We start from the raw sequence: 24,809 nt of genomic DNA on the forward strand, positions 1-24,809 counted from the left end.
GGTCCAATGTGCGCCCTGTGGGAGCGAGCCTGCTCTCGATTGGCCGGACAGACAGCGCAAAACCTAGAGGTCACCCATGATCCGCCCGGCAAAGCCGAACACCCGCCGATGCCCGGCCAGGTCGACCAGCTCGACCTCGCGACTCTGCCCCGGTTCGAAGCGCACGGCCGTGCCGGCCGGGATGTTCAGGCGCATGCCGCGACTGGCGGCGCGGTCGAACGTGAGGGCGTCGTTGGTTTCGAAAAAATGGTAATGCGAGCCGACCTGGATCGGCCGGTCGCCGCTGTTGGCCACTTTCAGGCTGAGGGTGCGACGGCCGGCATTGAGTTCGATGTCGCCAGGCTGGACCTGCAGTTCACCGGGAATCATCAGTGGGCTCCCTGAAGAATCTTGTAGTAGAGGGCGGTTGGCTTGTAGCGACCGCTGGGGTCGCAGGCGTAGTCGGGAATTTCCCCGACGCGGGTGTAACCCAGGGCCTTGTAGAAATCCTCGGCGGGCGAACCGGCTTCGGTGTCGAGGTAGAGCAGGCCGCGCTTGTGCTGCAGCGCGGCCTGTTCCAGGGCGCTCATCAGCTGCTGGCCCAGGCCACGGCGGCGCGCATGTTCGCGCACCAGCAGTTTCTGCACTTCGGCGCGGTTCAGGCCGTTGGCCTTCTGGCACAGGGTCAGTTGCACACTGGCCTGCACCTGTTCGTCCTTGACCACGACCCACAGCAGCACATTGCCCTTGCCCAACTGCACCTGCACCTCATCGAAATAGGCGCGTGCCTGGGCGGCATCCAGGTCAGCCATGAAACCGACGCTGGCGCCATAACCGACGGCGTCCAGCAGCAGGTCGATCAATCCCTGGCGATAGTGCGCAAAGCTTTCAATATTGACGCGGCGCAGTTGAGCGGCGTTCATCGAGCGTTACTCCTTGCTGGCGGCGGGAGGTTCGGCGCCAGGATTGAGGATCAATTGCATGAAGGTCAGGTCCAGCCAGCGACCGAACTTGGTGCCCACTTGCGGCATTTGCCCGGTGGTCACGAAGCCCGCGCGTTCATGCAGGCGGATGGAAGCGGCGTTGCCGCTTTCGATGGCCGCGACCATCACGTGCTTGTCGCAGCCCCTGGCGCGTTCGATCAACACGTCCATCAACTGCGGGCCCAGGCCATTGCCACGCTGGTCGCTGCGCACGTAGACCGAATGCTCCACGGTGTGGCGGAAACCGTCGAACGGGCGCCAGTCACCAAACGAAGCGTAGCCCAGGACGCTGTTCTCGCCGTCGACGATCACCAGGATCGGATAGCCCTGGGATTGCCGGGCGCTGAACCAGGCCTGGCGGTTGCCCAGGTCGACCGCCTGTTCATTCCAGATCGCCGTGGTGTTGAGCACGGCGTCGTTGTAGATGTCGCGGACCGCTGGCAGGTCGGCGTGCACCGCATCGCGGATGGAATAGGTCATGGCGCGGCCTCAGACGATCGGTTGGTGGACGGTGACCAGTTTGGTGCCGTCGGGGAAGGTGGCTTCGACCTGAATCTCCGGAATCATTTCCGGGATGCCTTCCATCACTTGTTCGCGGCTGAGCAGGGTGGTGCCGAAGTGCATCAGTTCGGCCACGGTCTGACCGTCACGGGCGCCTTCGAGTAGCGCGGCGGAAATGTAGGCCATCGCTTCCGGGTAATTGAGTTTCACGCCGCGCGCCAAACGTCGCTCGGCCACCAGGCCGGCGGTGAAGATCAGCAGCTTGTCTTTTTCGCGTGGGGTCAGGTCCATTGGAACATTTCATCCGGGCAGATAAATAAATGATTCGTTGATGCATTGTGGGAGCGAGTCTGCTCGCGATGGCGTCCACCCAGGCGCTCGTCGTTGCTGGACACACCGCCATCGCGAGCAGGCTCGCTCCCACAGGAAAGCAAAATTCAGGTGTTCCATATTCGTGGTGGCACGGCGTCACGGCCCAGCAATGCGGGCCTTAGCAATTGCCACAATGCAATCAACCAACTCCGCGCCAGCAACGCCTCAGCGGCTAGGCACCGGGCCACCAGCAGCCCCGGCAACTGGCTCAGGTCACCGCGCACATCATGGGGCAGCGCGCGGCAGCGCTCCAGCAAGTCGTTGTCGATTTCACCCGTCACCAGCAACGTCGCGAACACCGGTTGCCCGTCCAGGCCAATCGGTGAGTCGAGCAAACCGTCATTCCCGACAATGCGCTGGCGTTCATGCCAGAGCAATCGGCCGTCACGGCGGATATCCAGGTGCGCCTGGAAATCCCCGAGGTCGAAACGCTCGCCACTGGCCGGGCGTCCCAGCGCGACCACGTCCCAGTAGAACAACCGGGCATCGCCTTCGAGGTCGATGGTCGTGCTCAACTGCGCCTGCGCCGCGCTGAAAACGATGGTTTCCTGGGGCAGCCATTCCATTGTCGCTCCGTCGGCCACCCGCAGGGTCAGGCACTGATGGGCGGGTGCGGCTGCGCGATACCACTTGGCCGCGCCGGGACTGGTGATCTGTGCCCAGGCGTCGCGGCCGACGCTGGCGCAGATGTCCAGGCGATCACCGCCGGCAATCCCGCCCGGCGGATGGACGATGATGTGCTGACACACTTCGGGCCCTTCGGCATACAGATGCTTCTGCACCCGCAACGGACCTTTATGCCGACGCTGGATCGGGCGCGTGCTGTCACCGAATCGGGCATAGCCCAGGTCCAGCTCGGCATGCCAGCTGGGGGTGAACGAGGCGCCAGTCGCGGGGAGGGTCATAGTCAGTGCTTGTCGGGGAAGTACGGGAAGGATTGCAAAGGCTGTGCCGCCAGTATTCAGGGGGCGGAAGCGGCGAATCGGCTTTGTCGCGCACCAAAATGAGTCGGTCGCTGGCGCGTCGCGCGACAAACTGGTGCTTTTCGGGGGCAGACTTATGTACCGCACGGCGAACTCGCAAAAAAACCAGGATGCGTGTGTGCGCTCCGCTTCCTGCGGAGTGACTCACTGACTGGAGTTCCTGATGACCACTGCTTCCGATCCTGCCGCCGCACCGGTGTTACCGCCCGTGAGCCAGCCTTTTGTTTGCCCTGACGATGCGGCGTGTTGGCTGCACCAACATGAACGTCGCGCCGACAAGGAGTACGGGGCGCTGATCTTGCAGCGCCCCGATGGGAAATTCGTCGCCACTTCCCCAACCGCCGGCGAGGCGGATGCGTTTGATTTCGAGCGTTTGCTGGGATTCGACCGTTCCACGCAAACCATCATTCACCCACCGGGATATCGATGCGTCGGGCTTCATCACAGCCATCCTGAACATGAACGAGAGATTGTCAGGATGTATCCGCATTACCGCGCGGATCAGGTCAAGTTGCACATCACGCTGCCGTCGACCGTCGATCTTGCGCTGGCTTTCAGGCAGGCGCCTGTCTTGCGGCAACTCTACCTTTCCAGCCCTTATGGCTCGCTGATCGGTTATGCCATCGATCCGAAGCATACGTCGCGCAGCCCGGCCTATGGCATGGGTTCGACACCGGAAAGTCGGATCAGGAGGATCGTCACCATCGGCCGGTTGTGGGTCCTCCACCCAGGCACCGTCTGGGGTGGGAGGCGTGGCCGGGTGACTGCCGATTGGGTTCCCTTTCAGCCGCTTACCCCCGGACCGGCGGACCTGGCGCCATCCTAAATCGTGACCAGCCCGCGCACCCCTTCGGCTTCCATGTGTTCGCCGCGGCCCTGTTGCACGATCTCGCCACGGGACATCACCAGGTAGTGGTCGGCCAGTTCGGCGGCGAAATCGTAGAACTGTTCCACCAGCAGGATCGCCATGTCGCCGCGCGCTGCGAGTTTCTTGATCACGGCGCCGATCTCCTTGATCACCGACGGCTGGATGCCTTCGGTGGGTTCGTCGAGGATCAGCAGGCGGGGCCGGCTGGCCAGGGCACGGCCGATGGCCAGCTGTTGCTGTTGGCCGCCGGACAAGTCGCCGCCGCGTCGGTGCTTCATTTGCAGCAGCACGGGGAACAGCTCGTAGATGAACGCCGGGACTTCCTTCGCTTCACGGCCGGGAAATCGCGACAGGCCCATCAGCAGGTTTTCTTCGACAGTCAGCCGGCCAAAGATTTCACGGCCCTGGGGCACGTAGGCGATCCCGGCGTGCACCCGTTGGTGCGGCTTGAGCGTGGTGATCGGCTGGCCCTCCCAGTTGACCGCGCCTTCCTTGGCCGGCAGCAGGCCCATCAGGCATTTGAGCAACGTGGTCTTGCCCACGCCGTTGCGTCCGAGCAGGCAGGTGACTTCGCCGACTTTCACGTCGAACGTCAGGCCGCGCAGGATGTGGCTACCGCCGTAGTACTGGTGCAGTTTGTCGACTTGCAGCATGTCTTCTGTTCTCCTCACGCCCCCCTGTGGGAGCGAGCCTGCTCGCGATAGCGGTGTGTCAGGCAGCGATGACGTCGATTGATGAATTTCCTTCGCGAGCAAGCCCGCGCCCACGGTCGAGTCAGTGTTCGCACCCCTCAGCGACCGAGATAAACCTCGATCACCCGCTCATTTTCCTGCACCTGCTCCAGCGAGCCCTCGGCCAGTACGCTGCCCTGGTGCAACACGGTGACGTGGTCGGCGATGGCGCCGACGAAGCCCATGTCGTGTTCCACCACCATCAGCGAATGCTTGCCCGCCAGGCGCTTGAACAGTTCGGCGGTGAACTCGGTCTCGGCGTCGGTCATGCCGGCCACCGGCTCGTCGAGCAGCAGCAGTTGCGGGTCCTGCATCAGCAACATGCCGATTTCCAGGAACTGCTTCTGCCCGTGGGACAGCAAACCGGCCGGTCGATTGACCGACGCGGTCAGGCGAATGGTCTCCAGCACTTCGCCGATGCGGTCCTTCTGTTCGCCGCTCAGGCGCGCCCGCAGGCTGGCCCAGACCGATTTGTCGGTGTTCTGCGCCAGCTCCAGGTTTTCGAACACGCTCAAGGCTTCGAACACGGTCGGCTTCTGGAACTTGCGGCCGATGCCGGCCTGGGCGATCTGCACTTCGCTCATCTTGGTCAGGTCCAGGGTTTCGCCGAACCAGGCCTTGCCATGGCTGGGCCGGGTCTTGCCGGTGATGACGTCCATCAGAGTGGTCTTGCCCGCGCCGTTGGGGCCGATGATGCAGCGCAGCTCGCCGACACCGATGTACAGGGTCAGGTCGTTCAGGGCCTTGAAACCATCGAAGCTGACACTGATGTCCTCCAGGGTCAGGACGGTGCCGTGGCGCGTGTCCAGGCCTGGGCCGACGCGCTGGCCGAGGCCGATGGCATCGCGGCTGCTGCCGGCATCCTTGTTCGGATGCGGCGGATAAAAGGCCGGCTCGAGCATGAATTCAGCCGTGGCAGTGACTCTCATTGTTCACCTCTCTTTTTCAGCAGACCGATCACGCCTTTGGGCAGGTAAAGGGTCACGACAATGAACAGCGCGCCGAGGAAAAACAGCCAGTACTCGGGAAACGCCACGGTGAACCAGCTCTTCATGCCGTTGACCACGCCGGCGCCGAGCAACGGCCCGATCAGTGTGCCGCGCCCGCCGAGAGCGACCCAGACGGCCGCTTCGATGGAGTTGGTGGGCGACATCTCGCTCGGGTTGATGATGCCGACCTGCGGCACATACAGCGCACCGGCCAGACCACAGAGCACCGCACTCAACACCCAGACGAACAGCTTGAACCCCCGGGGATCGTAGCCGCAGAACATCAGGCGGTTTTCCGCGTCGCGCAGGGCGGTCAGGACCCGGCCGAACTTGCTTTGCGCCAGGCGCCAGCCGATGTAAAGACTCGCCACCAGCAACAGCACCGTGGCGAAGAACAGCACCGCGCGCGTCCCCGGTTCGGTGATGCCAAAGCCGAGAATGCTGCGGAAATTGGTGAAGCCGTTGTTGCCGCCAAAGCCGGTCTCGTTGCGGAAGAACAGCAGCATGCCGGCGAAGGTCAGGGCCTGGGTCATGATCGAGAAATACACGCCCTTGATCCGCGAACGGAAGGCGAAAAAACCGAACACCAGGGCCAGCAAACCCGGCGCCAGCACCACCAGGCACATCGCCCAGAGGAAGCTGCTGGTGCCGGTCCAGTACCAGGGCAGCTCGGTCCACGACAGGAACGTCATGAACGCCGGCAAGCCATCGCCTGCCGCCTGGCGCATGAGGTACATGCCCATCGCATACCCGCCCAGGGCGAAGAACAGACCGTGGCCGAGGGACAACAGGCCGGCATAACCCCACACCAGGTCCAGCGCCAGGGCCACGATGGCGTAGCACAGAATCTTGCCCACCAGTGTCAGCGTGTAGGCCGAGACGTGCAGCGTGCTGTCTGCCGGCAACAGCGACAGCAACGGCAGCGCCAGCAGCAGGGCGAGGATGAGGGTCCCGATGGCTATCGTGACGGTGGGGCCGGCTTTGCGGGTGGCCGTAACCAAGAGAGGTTGATTCATCAGTCGATCACCCGTCCTTTCAGTGCAAAGAGACCTTGCGGACGTTTCTGGATGAACAGAATGATCAGCGCGAGGATGAGGATCTTGCCGAGCACGGCACCGATTTGCGGTTCGAGAATCTTGTTGGCGATGCCCAGGCCGAACGCCGCCAGGACACTGCCGGCCAACTGCCCGACACCGCCGAGCACCACCACCAGGAACGAGTCGATGATGTAGCTCTGGCCGAGGTCCGGACCGACGTTGCCGATCTGGCTCAGCGCCACGCCGCCGAGGCCGGCGATGCCCGAACCGAGGCCGAAGGCGAGCATGTCGACGCGCCCGGTGGGCACACCGCAGCAGGCGGCCATGTTGCGGTTCTGGGTCACGGCGCGCACGTTGAGGCCCAGGCGTGTCTTGTTCAGCAGCAGCCAGGTCAGCACCACCACGAACAGGGCGAACGCGATGATCACGATGCGGTTGTACGGCAGCACCAGGTTGGGCAGCACCTGAATCCCGCCGGACAGCCACTCGGGGTTGGCCACTTCAACGTTCTGCGCACCGAACAGCAATCGCACCAACTGGATCAGCATGAGGCTGATGCCCCAGGTGGCCAGCAGCGTTTCCAGCGGGCGACCGTAGAGGTGGCGAATCACCGTGCGCTCCAACGCCATGCCGATGGCGGCGGTGACGATGAAGGCCACCGGCAGGGCGATCAAGGGATAGAACTCGATGGCCTGCGGCGCGAAACGCTGGAACAGCAGTTGCACCACATAGGTCGAGTAGGCGCCGAGCATCAGCATCTCGCCGTGGGCCATGTTGATCACGCCGAGCAGGCCAAAGGTGATTGCCAGGCCGAGTGCGGCGAGCAGCAGGATCGAACCGAGCGACATGCCGCTGAACGCCTGGCCGAGCATCTCGCCGATCAGCAGTTTGCGTTTGACCTGCGCCAGGCTGGTTTCGGCAGCGGTGCGCACGGCGGCGTCGGTTTCGACGCCGGGGTCGAGCAGGCTTTCGAGGCGCGTGCGTGCCAGCGGGTCACCGGTTTCGCCGAGCAAGCGCACGGCGGCAAGGCGCACGGCCGGATCGGCGTCGACCAATTGCAGGTTGGCCAGCGCCAGGCTCAGCGCGGCGTGCACGCGCTCGTCCTGTTCGCCCGCCAGTTGTTGCTCGAGGAATTTCAACTGCGCCGGCTTGGCGCTTTTCTGCAGTTGCTGCGCGGCGGCCAGGCGGATTTTGCCGTCGGCGGCGAGCAATTGGTGGCTGGCCAGGGCGGTGTCGATCAGACCCCGCAGGCGGTTGTTCAGGCGCAGGGTTCTGGGTTGGCCATCGACAGTCAACTCGCCTTGTTGCAGGGCATTGATCAATTCGATGCGGACCGGATCGGGCTGCGCAGCCCAGGTCTCCAGCAGCTTGGCCTGCTGCGTGGGGTTGGCGGCGAGGAAGTCTTCTGCGTCACCGGCGTGACTGACCATCGGCAGCAACAAGACGATGGCGAGGATCAAACGGTAAAGGGCAGTGGGCATCTTGATGGCCTTACTCGGACATTGTGGGAGCGAGCCTGCTCGCGATGGCGTCGTGTCAGTCAGCCTCAATGGCGGCTGGGCTGGCGCTATCGCAAGCAGGCTCGCTCCCACAGAAGTTGTGTTGGCTTAGTTGCTCTTCACCGCGTATTCCGGCTTCTTGTCGTTACCCGGAATGAACGGGCTCCACGGTTGGGCGCGGATCGGGCCTTCGGTCTGCCAGACCACGTTGAACTGACCGTCGGCCTGAATCTCGCCGATCATCACCGGCTTGTGCAGGTGGTGGTTGGTCTTGTCCATGGTCAGGGTGTAGCCGGACGGCGCGGCGAAGGTCTGGCCGGCCAGCGCTTCGCGGACTTTGTCGACGTCGGTGGACTTGGCTTTTTCAGCGGCCTGCGCCCACATGTGGATGCCGACGTAGGTGGCCTCCATCGGGTCGTTGGTCACCGCTTTGTCGGCACCCGGCAGGTTGTGTTTCTTCGCGTAGGCCTTCCAGTCATCGACGAACTTCTTGTTCACCGGGTTCTCCACCGACTCGAAGTAGTTCCACGCTGCGAGGTTGCCCACCAGCGGCTTGGTGTCGATGCCGCGCAGTTCTTCCTCGCCGACCGAGAACGCCACGACCGGCACGTCGGTGGCTTTCAGGCCCTGGTTGGCCAGTTCCTTGTAGAACGGCACGTTGGAGTCGCCATTGACCGTGGAGATGACCGCTGTCTTGCCGCCCGCCGAGAACTTCTTGATGTTGGCGACGATGGTTTGATAGTCGCTGTGGCCGAACGGGGTGTAGACCTCTTCGATGTCCTTGTCGGCCACGCCCTTGGAGTGCAGGAACGAACGCAGGATCTTGTTGGTGGTGCGCGGGTAGACGTAGTCGGTGCCGAGCAGGAAGTAGCGCTTGGCGCCGCCGCCTTCTTCGCTCATCAGGTATTCAACCGCCGGGATCGCTTGCTGGTTCGGCGCGGCGCCGGTGTAGAACACGTTGGGCGACAGCTCTTCGCCCTCATATTGCACCGGGTAGAACAGCAGGCCGTTGAGCTCTTCGAACACCGGCAATACCGACTTGCGCGACACCGAGGTCCAGCAACCGAACACCACCGCGACCTTGTCCTGGGTCAGCAGCTGCCGTCCCTTTTCCGCGAACAGCGGCCAGTTCGAGGCCGGGTCGACCACCACCGGTTCGAGCATCTTGCCGTTGACGCCGCCCTTGGCGTTGATCTCGTCGATGGTCATCAGCGCCATGTCCTTGAGCGAGGTCTCGGAGATCGCCATGGTCCCGGACAACGAATGCAGAATCCCGACCTTGATGGTCTCGGCGGCCTGGACCGTCCACGTCATGCCCATCGCGGCGATGCTGGCCGATAGGGTGAAAGCCTTGATCAAACTGCGACGCTTCATTGTGCGATCTCCATGAACTTGTGAGTTTTTCTGGTGGCAGATGCGGACTACTGAAGGGTCTTTAGCAAGGGCTGTGCCCAAGGCTGTTTCGACTGTGCTTGAGCGGTTGCCGGCCGGGCAGAGCCCGGGTGCATGCACCACGCTGGCGCCGAATCGGACCCGCAGTGCACGGTGTGCGCCCATGTGGTGCCTGCCTGGTTTTTTTGGCGTGAATACATATGTACCGCTGGCGTGGAGGGCAAAGGCCGATCATGGGTTGGGCGATTTCCCCCTGGGCTTGTGCGGGAACGCCAAGCGGATTTTTCACCTTCACGGACACCTACGTTATGGACAACTCAATCAATCGCGCCCGGCGCAACGCCCCTGCGAACATCGTGCTGCCGGCACTCAGCCCGCCCATGATCAGCGCCGACGATGCGGCGCGCTTTGCCCATGAGGCGATTGGCAATAAACGGAAACGGGAGTACGCGGGGCTGATCCTGCAGGGAGAGGGCGGGCGTTTTTTCGCGACAGCGCCGACGCCGGCCGATGACATGTACGCGGACTTCAACACGCTGCTGGCGATGGACGCCGAGGGCCATTTCATCCATCCGGCAGGGTACCGCTGCCATGGCCTTTACCACTCACATCCCGCGGTCCTCGATCAGGTGAGAAAGCAGTATCCGAGTCTCTCGGATGAATACAGGGAACTGGCGATGAATTTTTTCACCGATCCCGACAAGGTGTTCATGATCCGTCACCGCGCCTTTGCCAAGGCGTTCTACCTGTCCGGAAGCGAGGACTGCCTGTTCAAATATGTGCCCAGCGGATCGGCTGAGGAAGAGCAGCTAGGGGAAGAAATCAGCAAGGGGCGCCCGTCGGGAATCTATGACCACGTGGAGGCGATCGTCGACGAATTGAGCCGGGTCGGCTCGCTGAGTGTGGTTATTCCCAACAAGCTGTGGGGTGACCGCAGGGGTGTCTTCGACGACGATTGGGCGGTGTTTGAACCGGTGCACAACTCGTCGGTCCCTACCGAGCAACCGTTCTGCACGCCGGTACTCGATCAGCCGGGCGCGGTGCTCGACAAGGTCATGAACGCCGACAGCGCGACCTCGGGGATCGCGTTCATGGGGGCGGTGCTCAAGGCGCTGGGCACCGAGGAATACGTCGCCACATTCCCCTGGAAAGATCGCCTGTCGATTGCCTCGGTGCTGGAGGCGTTTCCCCGTCGCGAGTCCGGCGGGCCGCGCCTGCCCTCGGGTTTCCGCCTCGAGGGCTTCTATGCGGTGGCCCCGACGAAACCGGCGCAGGTCCCGGTGCAACAGGACTGGCTGTACAAGAACTTCTTTTCCCCCGCCGAGCTTGCAGCGCTGATCGCCCAGTCGCGCAAGGACGTTTACCTGCAAGCGCGGCAACGGGGGCTGACGCTCTACCGGCGCACCGAGAGCAAGGCGTTGCTGAGCTACACCTGCTCGGGCTCCGATGCCGAAACCGTGTTGATGGCGGGCAATGGGGAAACCCTGCAGAAAGCCTTGAAGACAGGCAGCCTGACGCCTTTCCAGTTTGTGTTGCAGGTGGCCGCCGCCGGCCAACTGAGGGTGCTGCAGGCCGGCGACATCTGGGACAGGGCCGGACCGGTCGGTCAGGACTGGCAACCCTTCGAGCGTATCCGCCAATCGCTGAGCCCGGCGTTTCTCACGGCCGACGATGCCGCTCGTCATGCGCACTACCAGATGAGTGCCCGCCGCGACATCGATCAATTGGGCTACGTGCTGGAGCGCGACGACGGCAAGTTCTTCGCCACCGCACCGGTCGACGGCAAGCGCTGGAAAAAGGATGGGAGTTTGCCGTTCGCGGGGGGCGTGTCCAAGCGCAAAGTCGAGCTTCCGGGCTATCGCTATGCGGCGGTGTACAACGCCAGCGAGGATGTGCGGGCGCGGCTCAAGGTCCAACAGCCCGAGTGGTCGAATGAACGGATTGCGCTGCACACCAGTCTGCCCACCCTCCAGCATCTGGAGGTCATCCTGTCTGGCCGGGAGAATATCACCACGCTCTACAACTCCGGTGCCGATGGATCCCTGGTCAAGTACGTGAGAGTCGGTTCCCAGCAGGAACGCAACTTCAGCGTATTGCTCGACGGCGCCGTCAAGACCGGCGTGATGGACGAACAACTCGACGGGTTCGACGCCACGGCGGAAACGCTGGTGAAGAAACTCGTCGCGCTGGGTGAGTTGGCCGTGCTCAACACCAGCGCGGTGTGGAAAGGTTCGCGGGGCAAGGTGCCCGGCAACTGGGTGGCCTATCAACCGTTCGTTTCCGACGTTCCCGTGAGCCCCGCGCTCAGTTGGGTGTTTCCCGGGGCCGCCGTGGGCGCGCAGTGGGCGCACGATCTGATGCGGATGAAACCGGCGGCGCGGCAGGTCGCGTTCATTCTGAAAAACCTGCAGACGCACGACTATGTGGTCAGCGAACCCAGCGAGATCGACCCCGGCAATACCTCACTGTTCTCGGCCTTGCAGGCGTTCGCGGTGAATGATCAGGGCCGGCCGGTGCTGCCTCGGGGCTATGAGATTCAGGGTATCTGTTACCTGTCCTTGCCGGACAGCCGCCTGATACCCAGGCAGAAGTGGCTGTACGAGAGTTTCATTTCGGCCACGGATTTTGCCGCGACGGTCGGCATCGCCCGCGTGCACAAGACTGCGGGGTTGGCCCTCTACCTCAGCACCCGGGACGGTGCGCTGTTGCGTTACGAGTTTTCCGGGTCGACCCAGGAAAACCGCCTGTACGCAGTCGATCCCCGTGGACGGGTGACGGATAACGGTGAGCAGGGCGAACTGGAGAAAGGCACGCTGAGCCCCGAGGCGTTTGTCTGGCGGGTGGCGGCGGTCGGTGCCTTGTCGGTGGTTCAGGCGGGCAGGCTGTGGGATGTGGAGGGCGCGGTGGGCTTGTCCTGGTTTCCTTTTGCCCGATATCCACAGCAGCGCCTGAGCCCGGCATTTCTCACGGCGGACGATGCGGCGCGCCATGCTCACGAGCAGATCGGCCAGCAGCGCGACTACGAATTTTGCGGTTACGTAATGGAGCGCCAGGATGGGCGCTTTGTGGTCACCGAACCCTGGGTCGTCGGCAAGTCAGGGCGCTTTGCCCCTGGCCATGTCTATCCCGCCGATGCGTCCGGCAAGCCGATCCTGCCGGAGCAGCATGTGTTGCGCGGTGTCTATGCCTCGCGCCTGGCATTGTCGCAGTACGACCCGCAGCGCATGAAGCGCCACGGATGGACGCGCGAGCAGGCGAGTCTCGACGCACAGCTGTTTTCCGATGGCGACCTGCACGCCATTCTCCAGAACCGACAACACCTGCAGGTGGCCTATCTGTCTTGCGCCGAAGAGGCGCTGATTGCCTATGAGCTCAGTGGCTCGGCAGCTGAAAAGGCCCTGGTCGCGCAGGTGGCCCCAAACGCCAAAGGCAGCCGGATGGCCGAGGATCTGGCGAGCGGCGCCCTGCAGCCCGAGGACATCGTCAAACAGTTGGCCCATGCCGGCAGTTTGCGGGTGGTGGTGGCCAGCGAGTTGTGGGGCGCGAGGGGCATGATCGCGCGGCATTGGAGCGCCTTTCCCGCCACCGGGGGTTTTCAAACGCCCGAGCAAGCCGCCTTTGGCGCTGTGTTCGCCGATGCGGATGCGGCGGCTCGCGACGCCCATCGGCGTGTCCGGCGTAGCGGTCCGGACCAGACCTGTTTTGGCGTTGTCCTCAAGCACTCGAGCAAGGATGAATACGTCGTCAGTGAAACCGTGCCCGCCAGCGATGAGCAGCCCCTGTTTTCCCTGGCCAGCCTGTTCAAGGCCGATGGCGCCGGCGGGTTTGTGTACCCCGCGTCATTCCAGGTGTCCGGCCTGTTTTATGCCCGGCAGTGGATGCCGGACAACCTCGGGTCGGCTGATCGCTGGCTGGGCCGACACTTCATCTCGTCCAGGGATTTATACGAAGGTTTTTTCATGGCCCGTCGCTTGCGCCCGCAAGGCAGTGCCATGGGCGTGCCGGTGTACCTGTCGACCCTGGACCGGGCGCTGCTCAAATACACCTCGCCGAACTCGACGACATTGTTCGACGCGCGGATGCAGCCCTCGGGCGTGGCCGAGGACGTGCATGGGCAACTGAACAGCGGGCAGTTGCCGGCGAGGGACTTTGTCACCCAGGCCATTACTCATGGCTGGATCAACGTGGTGGCGGGCAGTGAATGCTGGGGTGAGGCGAGCCCGACCAGGCTGACGGCCGACTGGACACCGTATGCCGCATTCGTCCGCCGAGCCCTGAGCCCGGCATATACCCACCAGGTCGACGCGGTGCGACATGTGGCGCGCTTGCTGGGCGCGGATCGGGATCAGCTTTACGGCGGCCTGGTACTCAGGCGAGGCGATGGTCTGTTCGTCGCCACCGAGCCGTTGCACGTGGACACGGAAGACTTCGACCCGAAGCAGATCCTGCCGGACGAGGACGTCGCACAGGATCTGCTGGCCCCCGGCTGCACAATCGTCGCCCGTTATCGCACGCGGGTGGCCAGCGAGTTGCCGTTCCTGGTGTCGGGCCAGGAACGGGAGGTCTATCGCGATTTCTTTTCCACCACAGTGCTGGCGACTGCACTGGCCTCGGACCACCTCTGGACTCACGAATACCTGCTCGGCGCGCAGGGCTCGATACTCGGCTTCACCTTGCACGACGATGCCCGTGATCTGTTGAGTGCGTCATCGCGTAGCCAGTTGACGGCGGACTGGGCGCTGCTGGAAAGCCAGCTCGCGCCCTCCACCGACAGCCCCCACGACCCCTGGAGCAACCTGATCGAACGGCGGATTCGCAGCGGGGCGGGCACGCCCACCCAACTGGTCAATCAAGTGCTCAAGGTCGGCGCGTTGCAGGTGGTGCAGAGCAGCCATCTGTGGGGCCCGGCAGGCCGCTTGGTCGGGGGCTGGCTGCCGCAGAAACAGGGCTTTGTGGCTGCCGAATCGGTGCGCTTCGCCGCGCTTGATCGAGCGTTGAGCCCGGCGTTCTGCCACAGCGACGACGCCGTGCGGCATGCCCATGAGCAGGCCGGCAAACGCGACGGCTGGAGCTTTGGCCTGGTGCTCACCTCATCGCGCCTGGCCCATTCGGTCACCAGCCTGCCGGTCGCGGCGCACGACCTGAAATTTCCCCATGAACGGGTGTTTCTGCGGGGGCAACTGCCCACCGGGTATTCGGTGCAGGGCCTGTATCTGTGCGCGCCGGCCCGGCAGCCGGAAGAGCTGCCGCGCTCCGAGGTGTTTCGCAGTTTCATTGCGCCTTCGGTGCTCGCGGCGGCGCTGTCGGCCGTGCAGGTATTCACGGCCGGGACGTTGACCCGGTTTCACCCGTTGTACCTGTCCTGCGCCGATGGTGCGCTGCTCAGGTACGACGCCGTGGCGTGGGACAACGATCTGCAAAGTCATGCGAAGCTGACGGCTTATGTGCAGTCGTTGCAGGGCGATGGCAACCCTGCCGACTACATCCGCAAGGTTGCGCGCGGCGGTCGGCTCGAGGTGCTGGTGCGCAGTGCCACCTGGGCGATGACCGGGCGTGTCGGGCCCACGTGGTCGCCAGCCAAGGTCGAGGCCCGGGTTACCGCCGACGATGAACGCCTGGCGCTCGGCCCGTTGTGTGCCCACCCGGACGACGCGGCGCGATGGATGTGGCGGCGGCTGCGCAACACCCGTGGCGAAGCGCGATTGGCGGCGATTCTACGGGACGCTCAATCGAACGTCGTCGCCACCGAACCGCTGGAGGATGCCGGGCCGACCGTGCCCCCCGGGCTGCGTGACGCTACGCCGGCCTTTCGCCGCCTGTTTGTCGGGGCCATGGCTCGCGGGGCGTCCAAGCGGTATCCGGCCGGTTTTGAGGTAATGGGCGTGCAGCAGCTCTACAAGGTCGATGACCGGGAGCAGCGGTTCAGCAGTCGGTTTGAGGAAACGCTCTATCGCAATTTCGTCGCTCAGGATGAGATCCGGGCTTGCATCGCGTTGCTCAGGGGCCATGGCGTCGCCGACGGCCGTTATTACCTGACGCCACGAAACGGCGCGCTGCTCGCCTTTCGCCCCGGTTACCAAGACAGCGAGTCCCAGGTGCTGCTTGACGCCTGGTCCGATGAGGCACACGGCGTCACGCGCTCCAGGCTCTCGCAAGTGCTCGGCACCCTGATCCTCACGGGCCGACTGCAGATCCTGGAACCTGACCGGTTCTGGCACCCACGCGGCCCGCTCACGACCCGTTTGTTACTGGAGATGAGCCGCCGACCGAGTTGATCCCTTGTGTGCCTCCGGACTCATCGCGCACGCGGGGTGCCCGCTACCCCGCAGCAGCGTTCACGCCGCCGAGTCCGGTTCCGCCTGCCGATTGAAACGCGTCAGCAGCAGTCGATCCAGCACCCAGACCACCACCAGCGAAGCGCCCACCAGCGGGAACGCCACGGCCAGCACCAGCATGATCGCCACGCCGGTTTTCCAGGTCGGCAGGTCGTGGCGCAGCGGTGGAACGCCGAACTTGCCCTGTGGTCGGCGCTTCCACCAGATCACCACGCCGCTGACGGCGCTGAGCAGGATCATCAGGCAGATCAGCAACACGATGATCTGGTTCAGCGTGCCGAACATCTTGCCTTCGTGCAGCATCACGCCCAGCTCCGTCGCGCGGGCGACGGTGCCGTATTGCTCCCAGCGCACATCGGCCAGGACTTTGCCGCTGTATTGATCGACGTGCAGGGTGGCGTCGTTGCGCGGGTCGTCGGCGAACACGGCGATGGTGAAGACGCCGGTCGCGGTGGTCGGGAAGGTGATGCTGTAGCCCGGTTCGACCTGGCGTTGTTCGGCAATCTCCTGCACCGCCTGCAAGCTGACGGTCGGCGCGGCGGGGCCATCGTGCGCCGCACCGTGGTCCATGTGTTCGGCATGGTCGCCGGACATCGGCATCGGCGTGTTCTCCATGGCCCACGGCACGGTCTGGCGGGTGGCGGTGTTGAGGCTGCGTGCCTCCACGTCCGACTTGGGCATGTCGTTCCACATGGCATCGGGAAACACATTCCACACGGCGGCGTATTGCTTGCCCCAGAAGCCGGTCCAGGTCATGCCGCTCAGCAGCATCACCAGCAGCAGCGTGGCGCCCCAGAAACCGGTGACGGCATGCAGGTCGCGCCACAGCACGCGGCCGCGACTGCTCAGGCGCGGCCACAGGATCCCGGCCGCCTGGCCTCGCGGCCACCACAGGAACACCCCGGACACCACCAGCACCACGCCCCAGCCGGCGGCCATTTCGATCAGTCGGTCACCCACCGTGCCGATCATCAATTCACCATGAATCGCCCGCGCCACGGCTTGCAGGTTCTTCTTGGCGTCTTGCTCGCCGAGGATGTCGCCGTGGTACGGGTCGACAAACACGTTCAGCTCCGTATCGCCATCGAGCACGACGAACTGCGCACTTCGCCCGGCACTCACGGGGGGCAGGTATTGCTTGATGGCGGCTTGCGGGTAAGCGGTTTTCACCCGCTCGAGCAGCTCGTCGGCCGGCACGCTGTGATGCCCGGCCGGGACGTTCATCAGGTGGCCGTACATCAGCGGATCGAGCTGCGGCTTGAACAGGTAGACGGTGCCGGTCAGGGCCAGCATCACCATGAATGGCGCGACGAACAGACCGGCATAGAAATGCCAGCGCCAGGCCAGGTTGTAGAAATTCACTTTGGGCTGTTTCATCGGTTGTGCTCCGCTTGGCGTGAGGCTGTTTTAATTGTTCATTCCCGGACCCCACAGGAGCGAGCGGGCTCGCTCCTGTGGGGGGTGTTCAGAAACTCATGTCCACCTTGGTCCAGAGCGTGCGCCCCGGCTCCTTGATGGCCTGCGGGTCATTGGCCGGGTAACCGAAACCGGCGTTGCCGGCCAGGTTCAAATGCTCGGCGTATGCCTTGCCGAACAGGTTGTCGACGCCGCTGCTGACCTTCCAGTGCGTGTTGATCCGGTAGGCGCCGTTGAGCGAAAACACGCCGAACCCCGGGGTCTTGGTGAAGTCCTTGCCCACCACGTTGCCCTTGTTCTGGTCGATGCGGTTTTGCGCCGCGACCACTCGCCACAGGGCGCCGGCGCTCCAGTTGTCTTCGCTGTAGGTCAGACCGAACCGAGCATCCAGCGGTGGCATTTGCGGCAGTGCCTTGCCGTCGCTGCTGTTCTTGCCCCAGGCATAGGCCAGGGTGGCGTCGGCCTTCCAGTTCGAGGTGAGCTTGTAGGCCGCGCCGAGTTCGCCACCCATGATCCGCGCGTCGATGTTCTCGGCTTGCGAGGTCATGCCCATCATGCCGGGCGTGTAGTCGAACAGGATGTAGTCACGGATCTGCCCGACATAACCCGAGGCCCAGGCTTCGAGGTCATCGGTCTTGTACTGCAGGCCGAAGTCGAGCTGAGTGGTTTTCTCCGGCTTGATCGCATCGAAGGCATTCACCGAACCGGCGGGGCCAACGTTGGGCGAGAACAACTCCCAGTAGTCGGGGAAGCGCTGGGTATGGCCCAGGCCTGCGTACAAGGTGGTCGGGCTGTCGGCCAGGTCGTGTTCGTAGCGTACGAAACCGCTGGGCAGGGTATCGGCGCGGGTGTCGTCGGCCGTCGGATTGGGCCGGGTCATCATCCCGGAGCCAGTGGTCTGGCGGAAATCCCTGGCGGATGCGCGATCGAGTCGGGCGCCGCCGATCAGGCGATCACGGTCGGCGGCGTACCAGGTCAGTTCGCTGAACACGCCGTAGTTGTGGAAGTCGGCGTCCTTGCTGTACGGCAGGTCCTTGTAGGTGTCGACGCCCATGCTGCTGCGTTGGCGATGCTCGTTGGTCTGCGCGTCGAGGCCGCTGATCAATTGCACATCGGCCCAGCGCCAGGTGGCCTTGATCCGTGCGCCGAGGGTGCGGCGATCGACGTTGGAGGCCATCGGCCCGGCCATCATCCCGGTGCCGGACGGGGTGCGCAGGCTGTAGTTGTCCATCACGTGGTCAGCGTAGTTGTAGTAGACCTGTGCCTCGATCTTGTCCAGCACCTCGCCGATGTTGGATTTTTCAAAACGCAGCCCCAGGCTTTCGCGTTTGAACTGCGCGCCGTCCATGCCCCGTCCGGCGTAACGTGCTTCGCCATCGCCCTTGCCGGCGGTGAGTTCCAGCAGCGTGTCGGCATCCGGTGTCCAGCCGACGGCGACATCGCCGTTCCACTTGTCGTAGCGTGACGCCACCGTGTCATTGTTGCCGTCGCGATAGTCATCGGCCTGGGCGGTGTTGCCGATCACCCGCACGTAGCCCAGGGGACCGCCTGCGGCGGCGTCCACGGTTTTGTCGAAGCGGCCGTTGGAACCGGCCAGTACGCTGGCGTTCACCCGCGTGCCGAGTTCGCCGAAGCTTTCCGGTTCACGGTCGAACAGGATGGTGCCAGCCGACGAGCCCGGCCCCCAGAGCACGGTCTGTGGGCCTTTGATCACTGTCAGTCTGTCGTAGGTTTCCGGGGAAATGTACGAGGTCGGGGCGTCCATGCGGCCGGGGCAGGCGCCTAGCATCACGCCGCCATTGGTGAGGATGTTCAGCCGTGAGCCGAACATTCCGCGCAACACCGGGTCGCCGTTGGTGCCGCCGTTGCGGACCAGGGCGAAGCCAGGAATGGTCTTCAGGTAATCGCCACCGTCGCTGGCCGGCACCGGTTGGCGCGGGTCCTTGGGATTGGTGACGACGGTCAGTGGTGAACTCGGGGCGACGGCGGTGATTACCGTGGGGCTCAGTTCTTCACGGTGGTCGGCGTGTTCGTCCGCCACCACCAGGGGTGTCAGCAGTGCGCCGCACAGGAAGGCAGTGGCGTGCCTGAAGCGCACGCGCACGGCGTTCAGGGCGAAAGTCGCTTGGGCAGGGCTCAAGCGTGGGTCAGCAGAAAACCTGGACATGACAATTTCCATCGAACAGTCGTAAACGATACGGACGGCAACCTGCGCGTTTCCTGTGGGCGTGCTCGCGGCAGTGCGGCGTCAGGCGACCTCGATGTCGACTGAACCGCCCTTGTCGCAAGCCGGCTCGCTCCCTCAGGGGACTCTGGCTGTCTTCGGACCGTGTGATAGCTGGGGGGGGTTACGCGACGATGGGGGGCGCTCGGGTGCGGGCACCGGGGAAGAAGGTGGACCGGGCGTGGCCCAGTCGTTCGGCGGGAATGCTGAAGGTGTTGGTGAAGGGGGTAGCGAATGCGATGAAGGACTGGCTACCCGTCAGCGCCGGGCAATTGAACAGCAGGCTGCAATAGCCGCACTTCTCCCAGATCGCATGATGGCTCGCCTCGGGTGGGCAGTGCTCGGCGGCGGGTGCCGCGTCGTGGTCGCCGTGGTCCATCGCCGACATGTCCATGCCCATGTCCATCGACATGTTCAGGGTCATTGCAGTGGCGCGTTGATCCATCGGCATCGACTGGGAAATCAGCGGGCCGATGAAGATCATCAACATGGCGAACAGGCTGATCCAGCTGCCGCGAGCCAGTCCGGGAGACTGACGGCGGTTGGCGGATGACCGGGTGCTAGGCGGGCGCATGGGCGTCTTCAGCGCTGGCGGTTACGGTGTGTGGACGTGTGCCCGGGTGCCGTCGGGCGCGGTTTTCTGCACCGCCACTTCGACGGTCACGTCACCGGATTTTTCGAAGTGCATCGTCAGCGGAAAACGCTTGCCGTCGCTCAACAGGCTGCGGTCCTTCAACTCCAGCAACATGACGTGATACGCCATCGGCGCGAAGGTGACGGTGCCGCCGGCAGGAATCTCGACCCGAGGTACCTGCTGCATTTTCATCAGGTCGTTCTGCATCACGTGTTCGTGCAGCTCGGCGCTGCCGGCAATCGGTGTATCGACGCCGAGCAGGGTGTCCGCCGCTTTGCCGGTGTTGTGAATCACGAAGTAGGTCGCGACGGTCGGCGCGTTGGGCGGCAGTTCCTGCGACCAGGGGTGAGCGATTTCCAGTTCGCCCACTTTGTATTCATGGGCATTGGCAAAACAGGCAGGCAGCAGCAATGCGGCCAGGACGATGAGTTTGTTCAACATGGCAGTGCTCCGGACGATTCAAAACGCAGGTCAACGTGCGAGAAGCAATCACACCAGAGGGGAAGCGCGGGGATTCAGATTCGGCCATTGCTGGCGCGGGGTGGGGTTGTCGAGAGAGGTGGCAGGCTGGCTTCGATGGCTTTCGAAACGGGCGAAATACAAGTGCGGTGCGTGCCCCGGCAGTGCCACCAGCGGCGCGGAACCGGAGCAGCACCAGCAATGCTGCATGTTGGAATGTTCGTCGCTCTGCGGCGCTTTCTGCTCCAGGTCGCCCAGGGAGATCGCCACCATGCGGGTGCCGCCGGACGAACAGAAACTGCCCCACATCACTTGCTCGGCGGGGGCTTTCGCCGCCTGCGCCATCGCTCCGGACATCGGCATGGCGAGCATGTTGAACAGCACTGCGAAGCAGGCTATCCAGGCAATTGCGAGCCGTTGTCGGGACATGGGACGAATCCGGTTGAGTGGGCGATCAGGCGCGGCTATTTAGCCTGATCAGTGCCGATAAGTAAAAAGACGGCGTGCGGTTTGGTGTCGCAGCGCTATCAGATCGCAGTGGCATGCAGACGCATACCCAAGGCTTTCATGACTTTGATGATAGTCGCGAATTCCGGATTGCCAGTGCTGCTCAGTGCTTTGTACAAGCTTTCGCGTCCCAAGCCTGCGTCGCGGGCAACCTGTGTCATGCCCTGAGCTCTGGCTATATCGTTGAGCGCTGCACGGATAAGCACGCCGTCGCCGGCGTCCTCTGCAAAGCAGGCGTCCAGGTACGCGGCCATTTCCGCAGGGGTTTTGAGAAACTCGGCCGCGTCGAACCGACTGAATTGTTCGGTCATGTTTCATTCCTTGTCAGCGATGCTTTGTGCCATCTGAATGGCGCGTTTGATATCGCGTTGTTGAGTCGACTTGTCACCCCCTGCCAGAAGCAGGTAAACCACCGCGCCTCTGCGGGTGAAGTACAGTCTGTAACCTGGCCCATGATGGATCCGCATTTCATAAACGGACTCACCGACAGGTTGCCAATCGCCGAAATTCCCAAACTCGGCGGCTCTTATTCTGGCAAGGATCCGCACTTTTCCGATGTTGTCGCGCAGCGCATTGAGCCAATCGGCAAACACTCTTGATCGTTCAAAGTCATACATGGCGAATCGTATTCCTTGGGATACAGGTTGGCAAGCGGCCTTTCAACGAGTCGACGCGCTGTGCAAGTCAGGTCCGAAGGATTGGGAATATAGGATTCGAGCGAAGGGCCGCACAGTCGGCCCTTTCCTGGAATGTTGCGGGTAAAGTCTCAGGCCCGGTCAGGGTCAGGAAAAGTCCGACGTCGACAGGGCCTTCAGCACGTCAGTCACTGACTGAAACTCCCGATCCACCGCCGCCAACACCGGTCGCTTCAACACCAGCACCGGCACCCCACGCTCGCGTGCCACTTCCAGTTTTGGTTCGGTGGCGGTGCTGCCGCTGTTTTTGCTGACGAGCACGTCGATCTGGCGACGCTCGAACAACGCACGCTCGTCGTCGATCAGGAACGGCCCTCGGGCGCCGATCACTTCGCAGCGCGGGTTGCCGGGGTAAACGTCCAGCGCGCGCAGGGTCCAGAATTGCTCCGGCGGAATTTCATTCAGGTGTTGCAGGGGTTCGCGACCGAGGGTGAACAGCGGTCGCCGGAACGGTTCAAGGGCCTGGATCAACTCCGCCCAGTCGCTGACGTCGCGCCAGTCATCCCCAGCCTGCGGTTGCCAGGCCGGACGCCTGAGCGCCCAGCAGGGAATGCCGCTCAACCGGGCGGCACTCGCGGCGTTCTGGCTGATCTGCGCGGCATAGGGGTGCGTTGCGTCCAGCAGCAGGTCGATGCCTTCGTCACGAATGCATTGCGCCAGCCCCTCGGCACCGCCATAGCCGCCGACACGCACCTGGCAATTCAGGTCATCGGGCACGCGACCGATGCCGGCCAGGCTGTAGATGTGTTCGGGCCCCAGCGTGCGGGCGATGGCCAATGCCTCGGTGACGCCGCCCAGCAGCAGAATGCGCTTCATCGAACAGTCCCCGCCTGGCCGACGATCCCGCCCTGGCGGTCGATGGCAAACACCTCCACCTGAACCTGCGCCGGCACCACGCTGCGCGCGAATGCCAGGGCGTGCTGGCACACCGCATCACCGAGCGCGATACCCGCGGCACTGGCCATCGCCAGGGCTTGCTGACTGGTGTTGGCCTGGCGGATCGCCTGCTGCAGCGCCGCGTCGGCGCCGAGTGTCGCCGCCCATTCGGCCAATTGCGGCAAGTCGATGCTCGAATGCCGGCTGTGCAAATCCATGTGCCCGGCAGCCAGTTTGCTGATCTTGCCGAACCCGCCGCACAGGCTGAGTTTATCCACGGGGACTTTGCGCAGGTGCTTGAGCACGGCACCGACGAAGTCGCCCATTTCGATCAGGGCAATTTCCGGCAGGCTGTACACCCGGCGCATGGTGTCTTCGCTGGCGTTGCCGGTGCACGCGGCGATATGTCGGTAACCGTTGGTCTTCGCCACGTCGATCCCTTGCTGGATCGAGGCGATGTATGCCGAGCAGGAGAACGGTCGGACGATGCCGCTGGTGCCCAGGATCGACAAACCGCCGAGAATCCCCAGTCTCGGATTCATGGTTTTGAGCGCCAGCGCCTCACCGCCTTCGACGTTGACCGTGACCTCGAAACCGCCCGGATAACCCAGCTCCTGTGCCAGCCCCATCAGGTGCTCGGTGATCATTTTGCGCGGCACCGGATTGATCGCCGGTTCGCCGACCGCCAGCACCAGGCCCGGTCGGGTGACGGTGCCCACACCGCGCCCGGCGCAAAAGCGGATGCCCGGTTCGGCGCGCAATCGCACCTGGGAGAACAGCAGTGCGCCATGGGTGACGTCCGGGTCATCGCCGGCATCCTTGAGGGTGCCGGCCTCGGCGCCCTCATCCAGCAGGCGGCAGAATTCCAGGCGCATCTGTACGCGCTTGCCCTTGGGCAGGACGATGTCCACGGCGTCCGCGCCGGCTCCGCCGAGCAGCAATCGCGCTGCGGCGAGGCTGGTGGCGGTGGCGCAGCTGCCAGTGGTCAGGCCGCTGCGCAGAGGCCTGGGCTGTTCGGCGGTTTCGTCACGCATCGAGAGGTTTGACCACATCCAGCAGGGTTATCGGCAAGGCCTGGCGCCAGGTGTCGAAGCCGCCGAGCGGTTGCGCCTGGGCGATGTGAATGCGCGTCAGCTCGCCACCGTGTTGCTCGCGCCAGGCCATCAGGGTCATTTCACTTTGCAGTGTCACGGCGTTGGCGACCAGCCGGCCGCCGGGTTTCAGCTGCGCCCAGCAGGTGTCGAGCACACCTTCGCGAGTGACCCCGCCACCGATGAAAATCGCATCCGGGGGTTCAAGGCCGGCAAGGGCGTGCGGTGCCTTGCCGCGAACCAACTGCAGGCCGGGTACACCCAGCGCGTCGCGGTTATGTTCGATCAGCGCCTGGCGTCCCTCATCGGCCTCGATGGCCAGCGCACGGCAGCTGGGATGAGCGCGCATCCACTCGATTCCGATCGAGCCGCTGCCCGCGCCGACGTCCCACAGCAGCTCACCGGGCACCGGAGCCAGGCGGGCGAGGGTGACGGCGCGGACATCGCGTTTGGTCAACTGACCGTCGTGTTCGAACGCCGAGTCCGGCAGGCCGGCCAGGCGCGACAGACGCGGCGCAGCGGTTTCGGCGATGCATTCGATGGCGACCAGGTTCAGGTCGGCAATCGAAGGATCGCTCCAGGCCTGCGCGAGGCCATCAATGCGCCGCTCGGCGGCACCGCCCAGGTGTTCCAGCACCGTCAGGCGGCTGGGACCGAACCCACGCTCGCGCAACAGCGCGGCAATCGCCGCCGGGCTGTGGCCATCGTTACTGAGCACCAACAGGCGAACACCGCTGAACAATTGGGCATGGAGCGCCGCGATCGGGCGTGCGACGACCGACAGCGTGACCACCTCCTGCAACGGCCAGCCCATGCGTGCGGCGGCCAGCGAGCAGGACGAGGGCGCGGGCAGGATCAGCATTTCATCGCTGGGCAACTGCCGGACGAGGCTGGCACCGACACCGAAAAACATCGGGTCGCCGCTGGCCAGCACGCACACCGGCTCGCCGCGCAGGGCCAGCACCGGGTCGATGGAAAACGGGCTGGGCCAGGTGTCGCGCCGGCCCCGGATGCAGGGCGGCAACAGGTCCAGGTGTCGCTGGCCGCCGAAGATTCGCGAGGCGCGCAACAGCGCGTGCCGGGCGTTCTTGCCCAGGCCTTTGAAACCGTCTTCACCGATGCCGATAACCGTCAGCCAGGGCGTCATGCCTGCTCCTTGAAAAAGCCGCCCACTCATGAAGGGCGAGCGGGTTCGTGCCGGGCGCAATGATACCGCGCTGCAGCGGTTTCTGTTCCCC

The 24,809-nt window shown here is 64.0% G+C and carries 22 protein-coding genes; 2 read left to right on the top strand and 20 right to left on the bottom strand.

Features of this window, described 5'->3' with window-relative positions; translation table 11 throughout:
• Positions 1 to 63 precede the first annotated feature (63 nt).
• The 5 genes from IB249_RS21740 to IB249_RS21760 form a co-directional block, all read right to left on the bottom strand.
• Positions 64 to 369, bottom strand: a complete 306-nt coding sequence (locus IB249_RS21740; protein WP_192307762.1) for an urease subunit beta — start codon at positions 367 to 369, stop codon at positions 64 to 66.
• Positions 369 to 902, bottom strand: a complete 534-nt coding sequence (locus IB249_RS21745) for a GNAT family N-acetyltransferase (protein WP_192307763.1) — start codon at positions 900 to 902, stop codon at positions 369 to 371. The genes IB249_RS21740 and IB249_RS21745 overlap by 1 nt, the downstream gene beginning before the upstream one ends.
• A 6-nt stretch (positions 903 to 908) precedes the next feature.
• Complete coding sequence (locus tag IB249_RS21750) at positions 909 to 1,442, bottom strand: GNAT family N-acetyltransferase (RefSeq protein WP_192307764.1); 534 nt, start codon at positions 1,440 to 1,442, stop codon at positions 909 to 911.
• A 9-nt stretch (positions 1,443 to 1,451) separates the two neighbouring features.
• Entirely contained in the window at positions 1,452 to 1,754 is a 303-nt protein-coding gene (gene ureA, locus IB249_RS21755; protein WP_007915951.1) for an urease subunit gamma, read from the bottom strand.
• Positions 1,755 to 1,900: 146 nt separating this feature from the next.
• Positions 1,901 to 2,740 carry an urease accessory protein UreD gene (locus IB249_RS21760; protein WP_192307765.1) on the bottom strand — a complete coding sequence of 280 codons (840 nt, stop codon included), beginning with the start codon at positions 2,738 to 2,740 and terminating at the stop codon, positions 1,901 to 1,903.
• Between the two features lie 241 nt (positions 2,741 to 2,981).
• On the opposite strand from IB249_RS21760, the gene IB249_RS21765 reads away from it, so the two are divergent.
• Positions 2,982 to 3,644, top strand: coding sequence for a DUF4329 domain-containing protein (locus IB249_RS21765; protein ID WP_192307766.1), 663 nt, complete (start codon positions 2,982 to 2,984; stop codon positions 3,642 to 3,644).
• On the opposite strand, the gene urtE is transcribed toward IB249_RS21765, so the two are convergent.
• From urtE to urtA, 5 genes are all read right to left on the bottom strand, one after another.
• Complete coding sequence (urtE, locus tag IB249_RS21770) at positions 3,641 to 4,339, bottom strand: urea ABC transporter ATP-binding subunit UrtE (protein ID WP_192307767.1); 699 nt, start codon at positions 4,337 to 4,339, stop codon at positions 3,641 to 3,643. The two genes, IB249_RS21765 and urtE, sit on opposite strands and share 4 nt — an antisense overlap.
• Positions 4,340 to 4,476: 137 nt before the next feature.
• Entirely contained in the window at positions 4,477 to 5,346 is an 870-nt protein-coding gene (urtD, locus tag IB249_RS21775) for an urea ABC transporter ATP-binding protein UrtD (protein WP_192307768.1), read from the bottom strand.
• Positions 5,343 to 6,422, bottom strand: a complete 1,080-nt coding sequence (gene urtC / locus IB249_RS21780) for an urea ABC transporter permease subunit UrtC (RefSeq protein WP_192307769.1) — start codon at positions 6,420 to 6,422, stop codon at positions 5,343 to 5,345. Before urtC ends, urtD begins: the two co-directional genes overlap by 4 nt.
• A complete protein-coding gene (urtB, locus tag IB249_RS21785) occupies positions 6,422 to 7,924 on the bottom strand; it encodes an urea ABC transporter permease subunit UrtB (protein ID WP_192307770.1) in 1,503 nt (500 codons plus the stop codon). The genes urtC and urtB overlap by 1 nt, the downstream gene beginning before the upstream one ends.
• 126 nt (positions 7,925 to 8,050) lie before the next feature.
• A complete protein-coding gene (gene urtA / locus IB249_RS21790) occupies positions 8,051 to 9,316 on the bottom strand; it encodes an urea ABC transporter substrate-binding protein (protein ID WP_192307771.1) in 1,266 nt (421 codons plus the stop codon).
• A gap of 326 nt (positions 9,317 to 9,642) precedes the next feature.
• On the opposite strand from urtA, the gene IB249_RS21795 reads away from it, so the two are divergent.
• Entirely contained in the window at positions 9,643 to 15,609 is a 5,967-nt protein-coding gene (locus tag IB249_RS21795; RefSeq protein ID WP_192307772.1) for a DUF4329 domain-containing protein, read from the top strand.
• A 60-nt stretch (positions 15,610 to 15,669) separates the two neighbouring features.
• Here the strand turns inward: IB249_RS21795 and IB249_RS21800 are convergent, their stop codons facing one another.
• The 10 genes from IB249_RS21800 to cbiE all read right to left on the bottom strand — a co-directional run bounded on the left by IB249_RS21800 (position 15,670) and on the right by cbiE (position 24,718).
• Positions 15,670 to 17,046 carry a PepSY-associated TM helix domain-containing protein gene (locus IB249_RS21800; protein WP_192307773.1) on the bottom strand — a complete coding sequence of 459 codons (1,377 nt, stop codon included), beginning with the start codon at positions 17,044 to 17,046 and terminating at the stop codon, positions 15,670 to 15,672.
• 88 nt (positions 17,047 to 17,134) lie between these two features.
• Entirely contained in the window at positions 17,135 to 19,252 is a 2,118-nt protein-coding gene (locus IB249_RS21805) for a TonB-dependent copper receptor (RefSeq protein WP_192307774.1), read from the bottom strand.
• Positions 19,253 to 19,433: 181 nt separating this feature from the next.
• On the bottom strand, positions 19,434 to 19,883 hold the full coding sequence (locus tag IB249_RS21810; RefSeq protein ID WP_192307775.1) for a DUF2946 domain-containing protein: 450 nt from the start codon (positions 19,881 to 19,883) through the stop codon (positions 19,434 to 19,436).
• A 21-nt stretch (positions 19,884 to 19,904) separates the two neighbouring features.
• Positions 19,905 to 20,384 (bottom strand): copper chaperone PCu(A)C, encoded by a 480-nt coding sequence (locus tag IB249_RS21815; RefSeq protein ID WP_192307776.1) that lies wholly within the window; start codon positions 20,382 to 20,384, stop codon positions 19,905 to 19,907.
• Positions 20,385 to 20,432: 48 nt separating this feature from the next.
• Entirely contained in the window at positions 20,433 to 20,831 is a 399-nt protein-coding gene (locus IB249_RS21820) for a DUF2946 domain-containing protein (RefSeq protein ID WP_192307777.1), read from the bottom strand.
• A 98-nt stretch (positions 20,832 to 20,929) separates the two neighbouring features.
• Positions 20,930 to 21,220 carry an addiction module antidote protein gene (locus tag IB249_RS21825; protein WP_192307778.1) on the bottom strand — a complete coding sequence of 97 codons (291 nt, stop codon included), beginning with the start codon at positions 21,218 to 21,220 and terminating at the stop codon, positions 20,930 to 20,932.
• A 3-nt stretch (positions 21,221 to 21,223) separates the two neighbouring features.
• Entirely contained in the window at positions 21,224 to 21,526 is a 303-nt protein-coding gene (locus IB249_RS21830) for a type II toxin-antitoxin system RelE/ParE family toxin (protein ID WP_192307779.1), read from the bottom strand.
• Positions 21,527 to 21,691: 165 nt separating this feature from the next.
• Positions 21,692 to 22,420 (bottom strand): cobalt-precorrin-6A reductase, encoded by a 729-nt coding sequence (locus tag IB249_RS21835; RefSeq protein WP_192307780.1) that lies wholly within the window; start codon positions 22,418 to 22,420, stop codon positions 21,692 to 21,694.
• On the bottom strand, positions 22,417 to 23,514 hold the full coding sequence (locus IB249_RS21840) for a cobalt-precorrin-5B (C(1))-methyltransferase (RefSeq protein WP_192307781.1): 1,098 nt from the start codon (positions 23,512 to 23,514) through the stop codon (positions 22,417 to 22,419). The genes IB249_RS21835 and IB249_RS21840 overlap by 4 nt, the downstream gene beginning before the upstream one ends.
• Positions 23,507 to 24,718: a precorrin-6y C5,15-methyltransferase (decarboxylating) subunit CbiE gene (cbiE, locus tag IB249_RS21845; protein WP_192307782.1), complete on the bottom strand. Its 1,212-nt coding sequence runs from the start codon at positions 24,716 to 24,718 to the stop codon at positions 23,507 to 23,509. Before cbiE ends, IB249_RS21840 begins: the two co-directional genes overlap by 8 nt.
• Between the last annotated feature and the right edge of the window lie 91 nt (positions 24,719 to 24,809).

Origin of the sequence: Pseudomonas sp. PDM04, assembly GCF_014851765.1 — a bacterium.
GTDB lineage: Bacteria > Pseudomonadota > Gammaproteobacteria > Pseudomonadales > Pseudomonadaceae > Aquipseudomonas.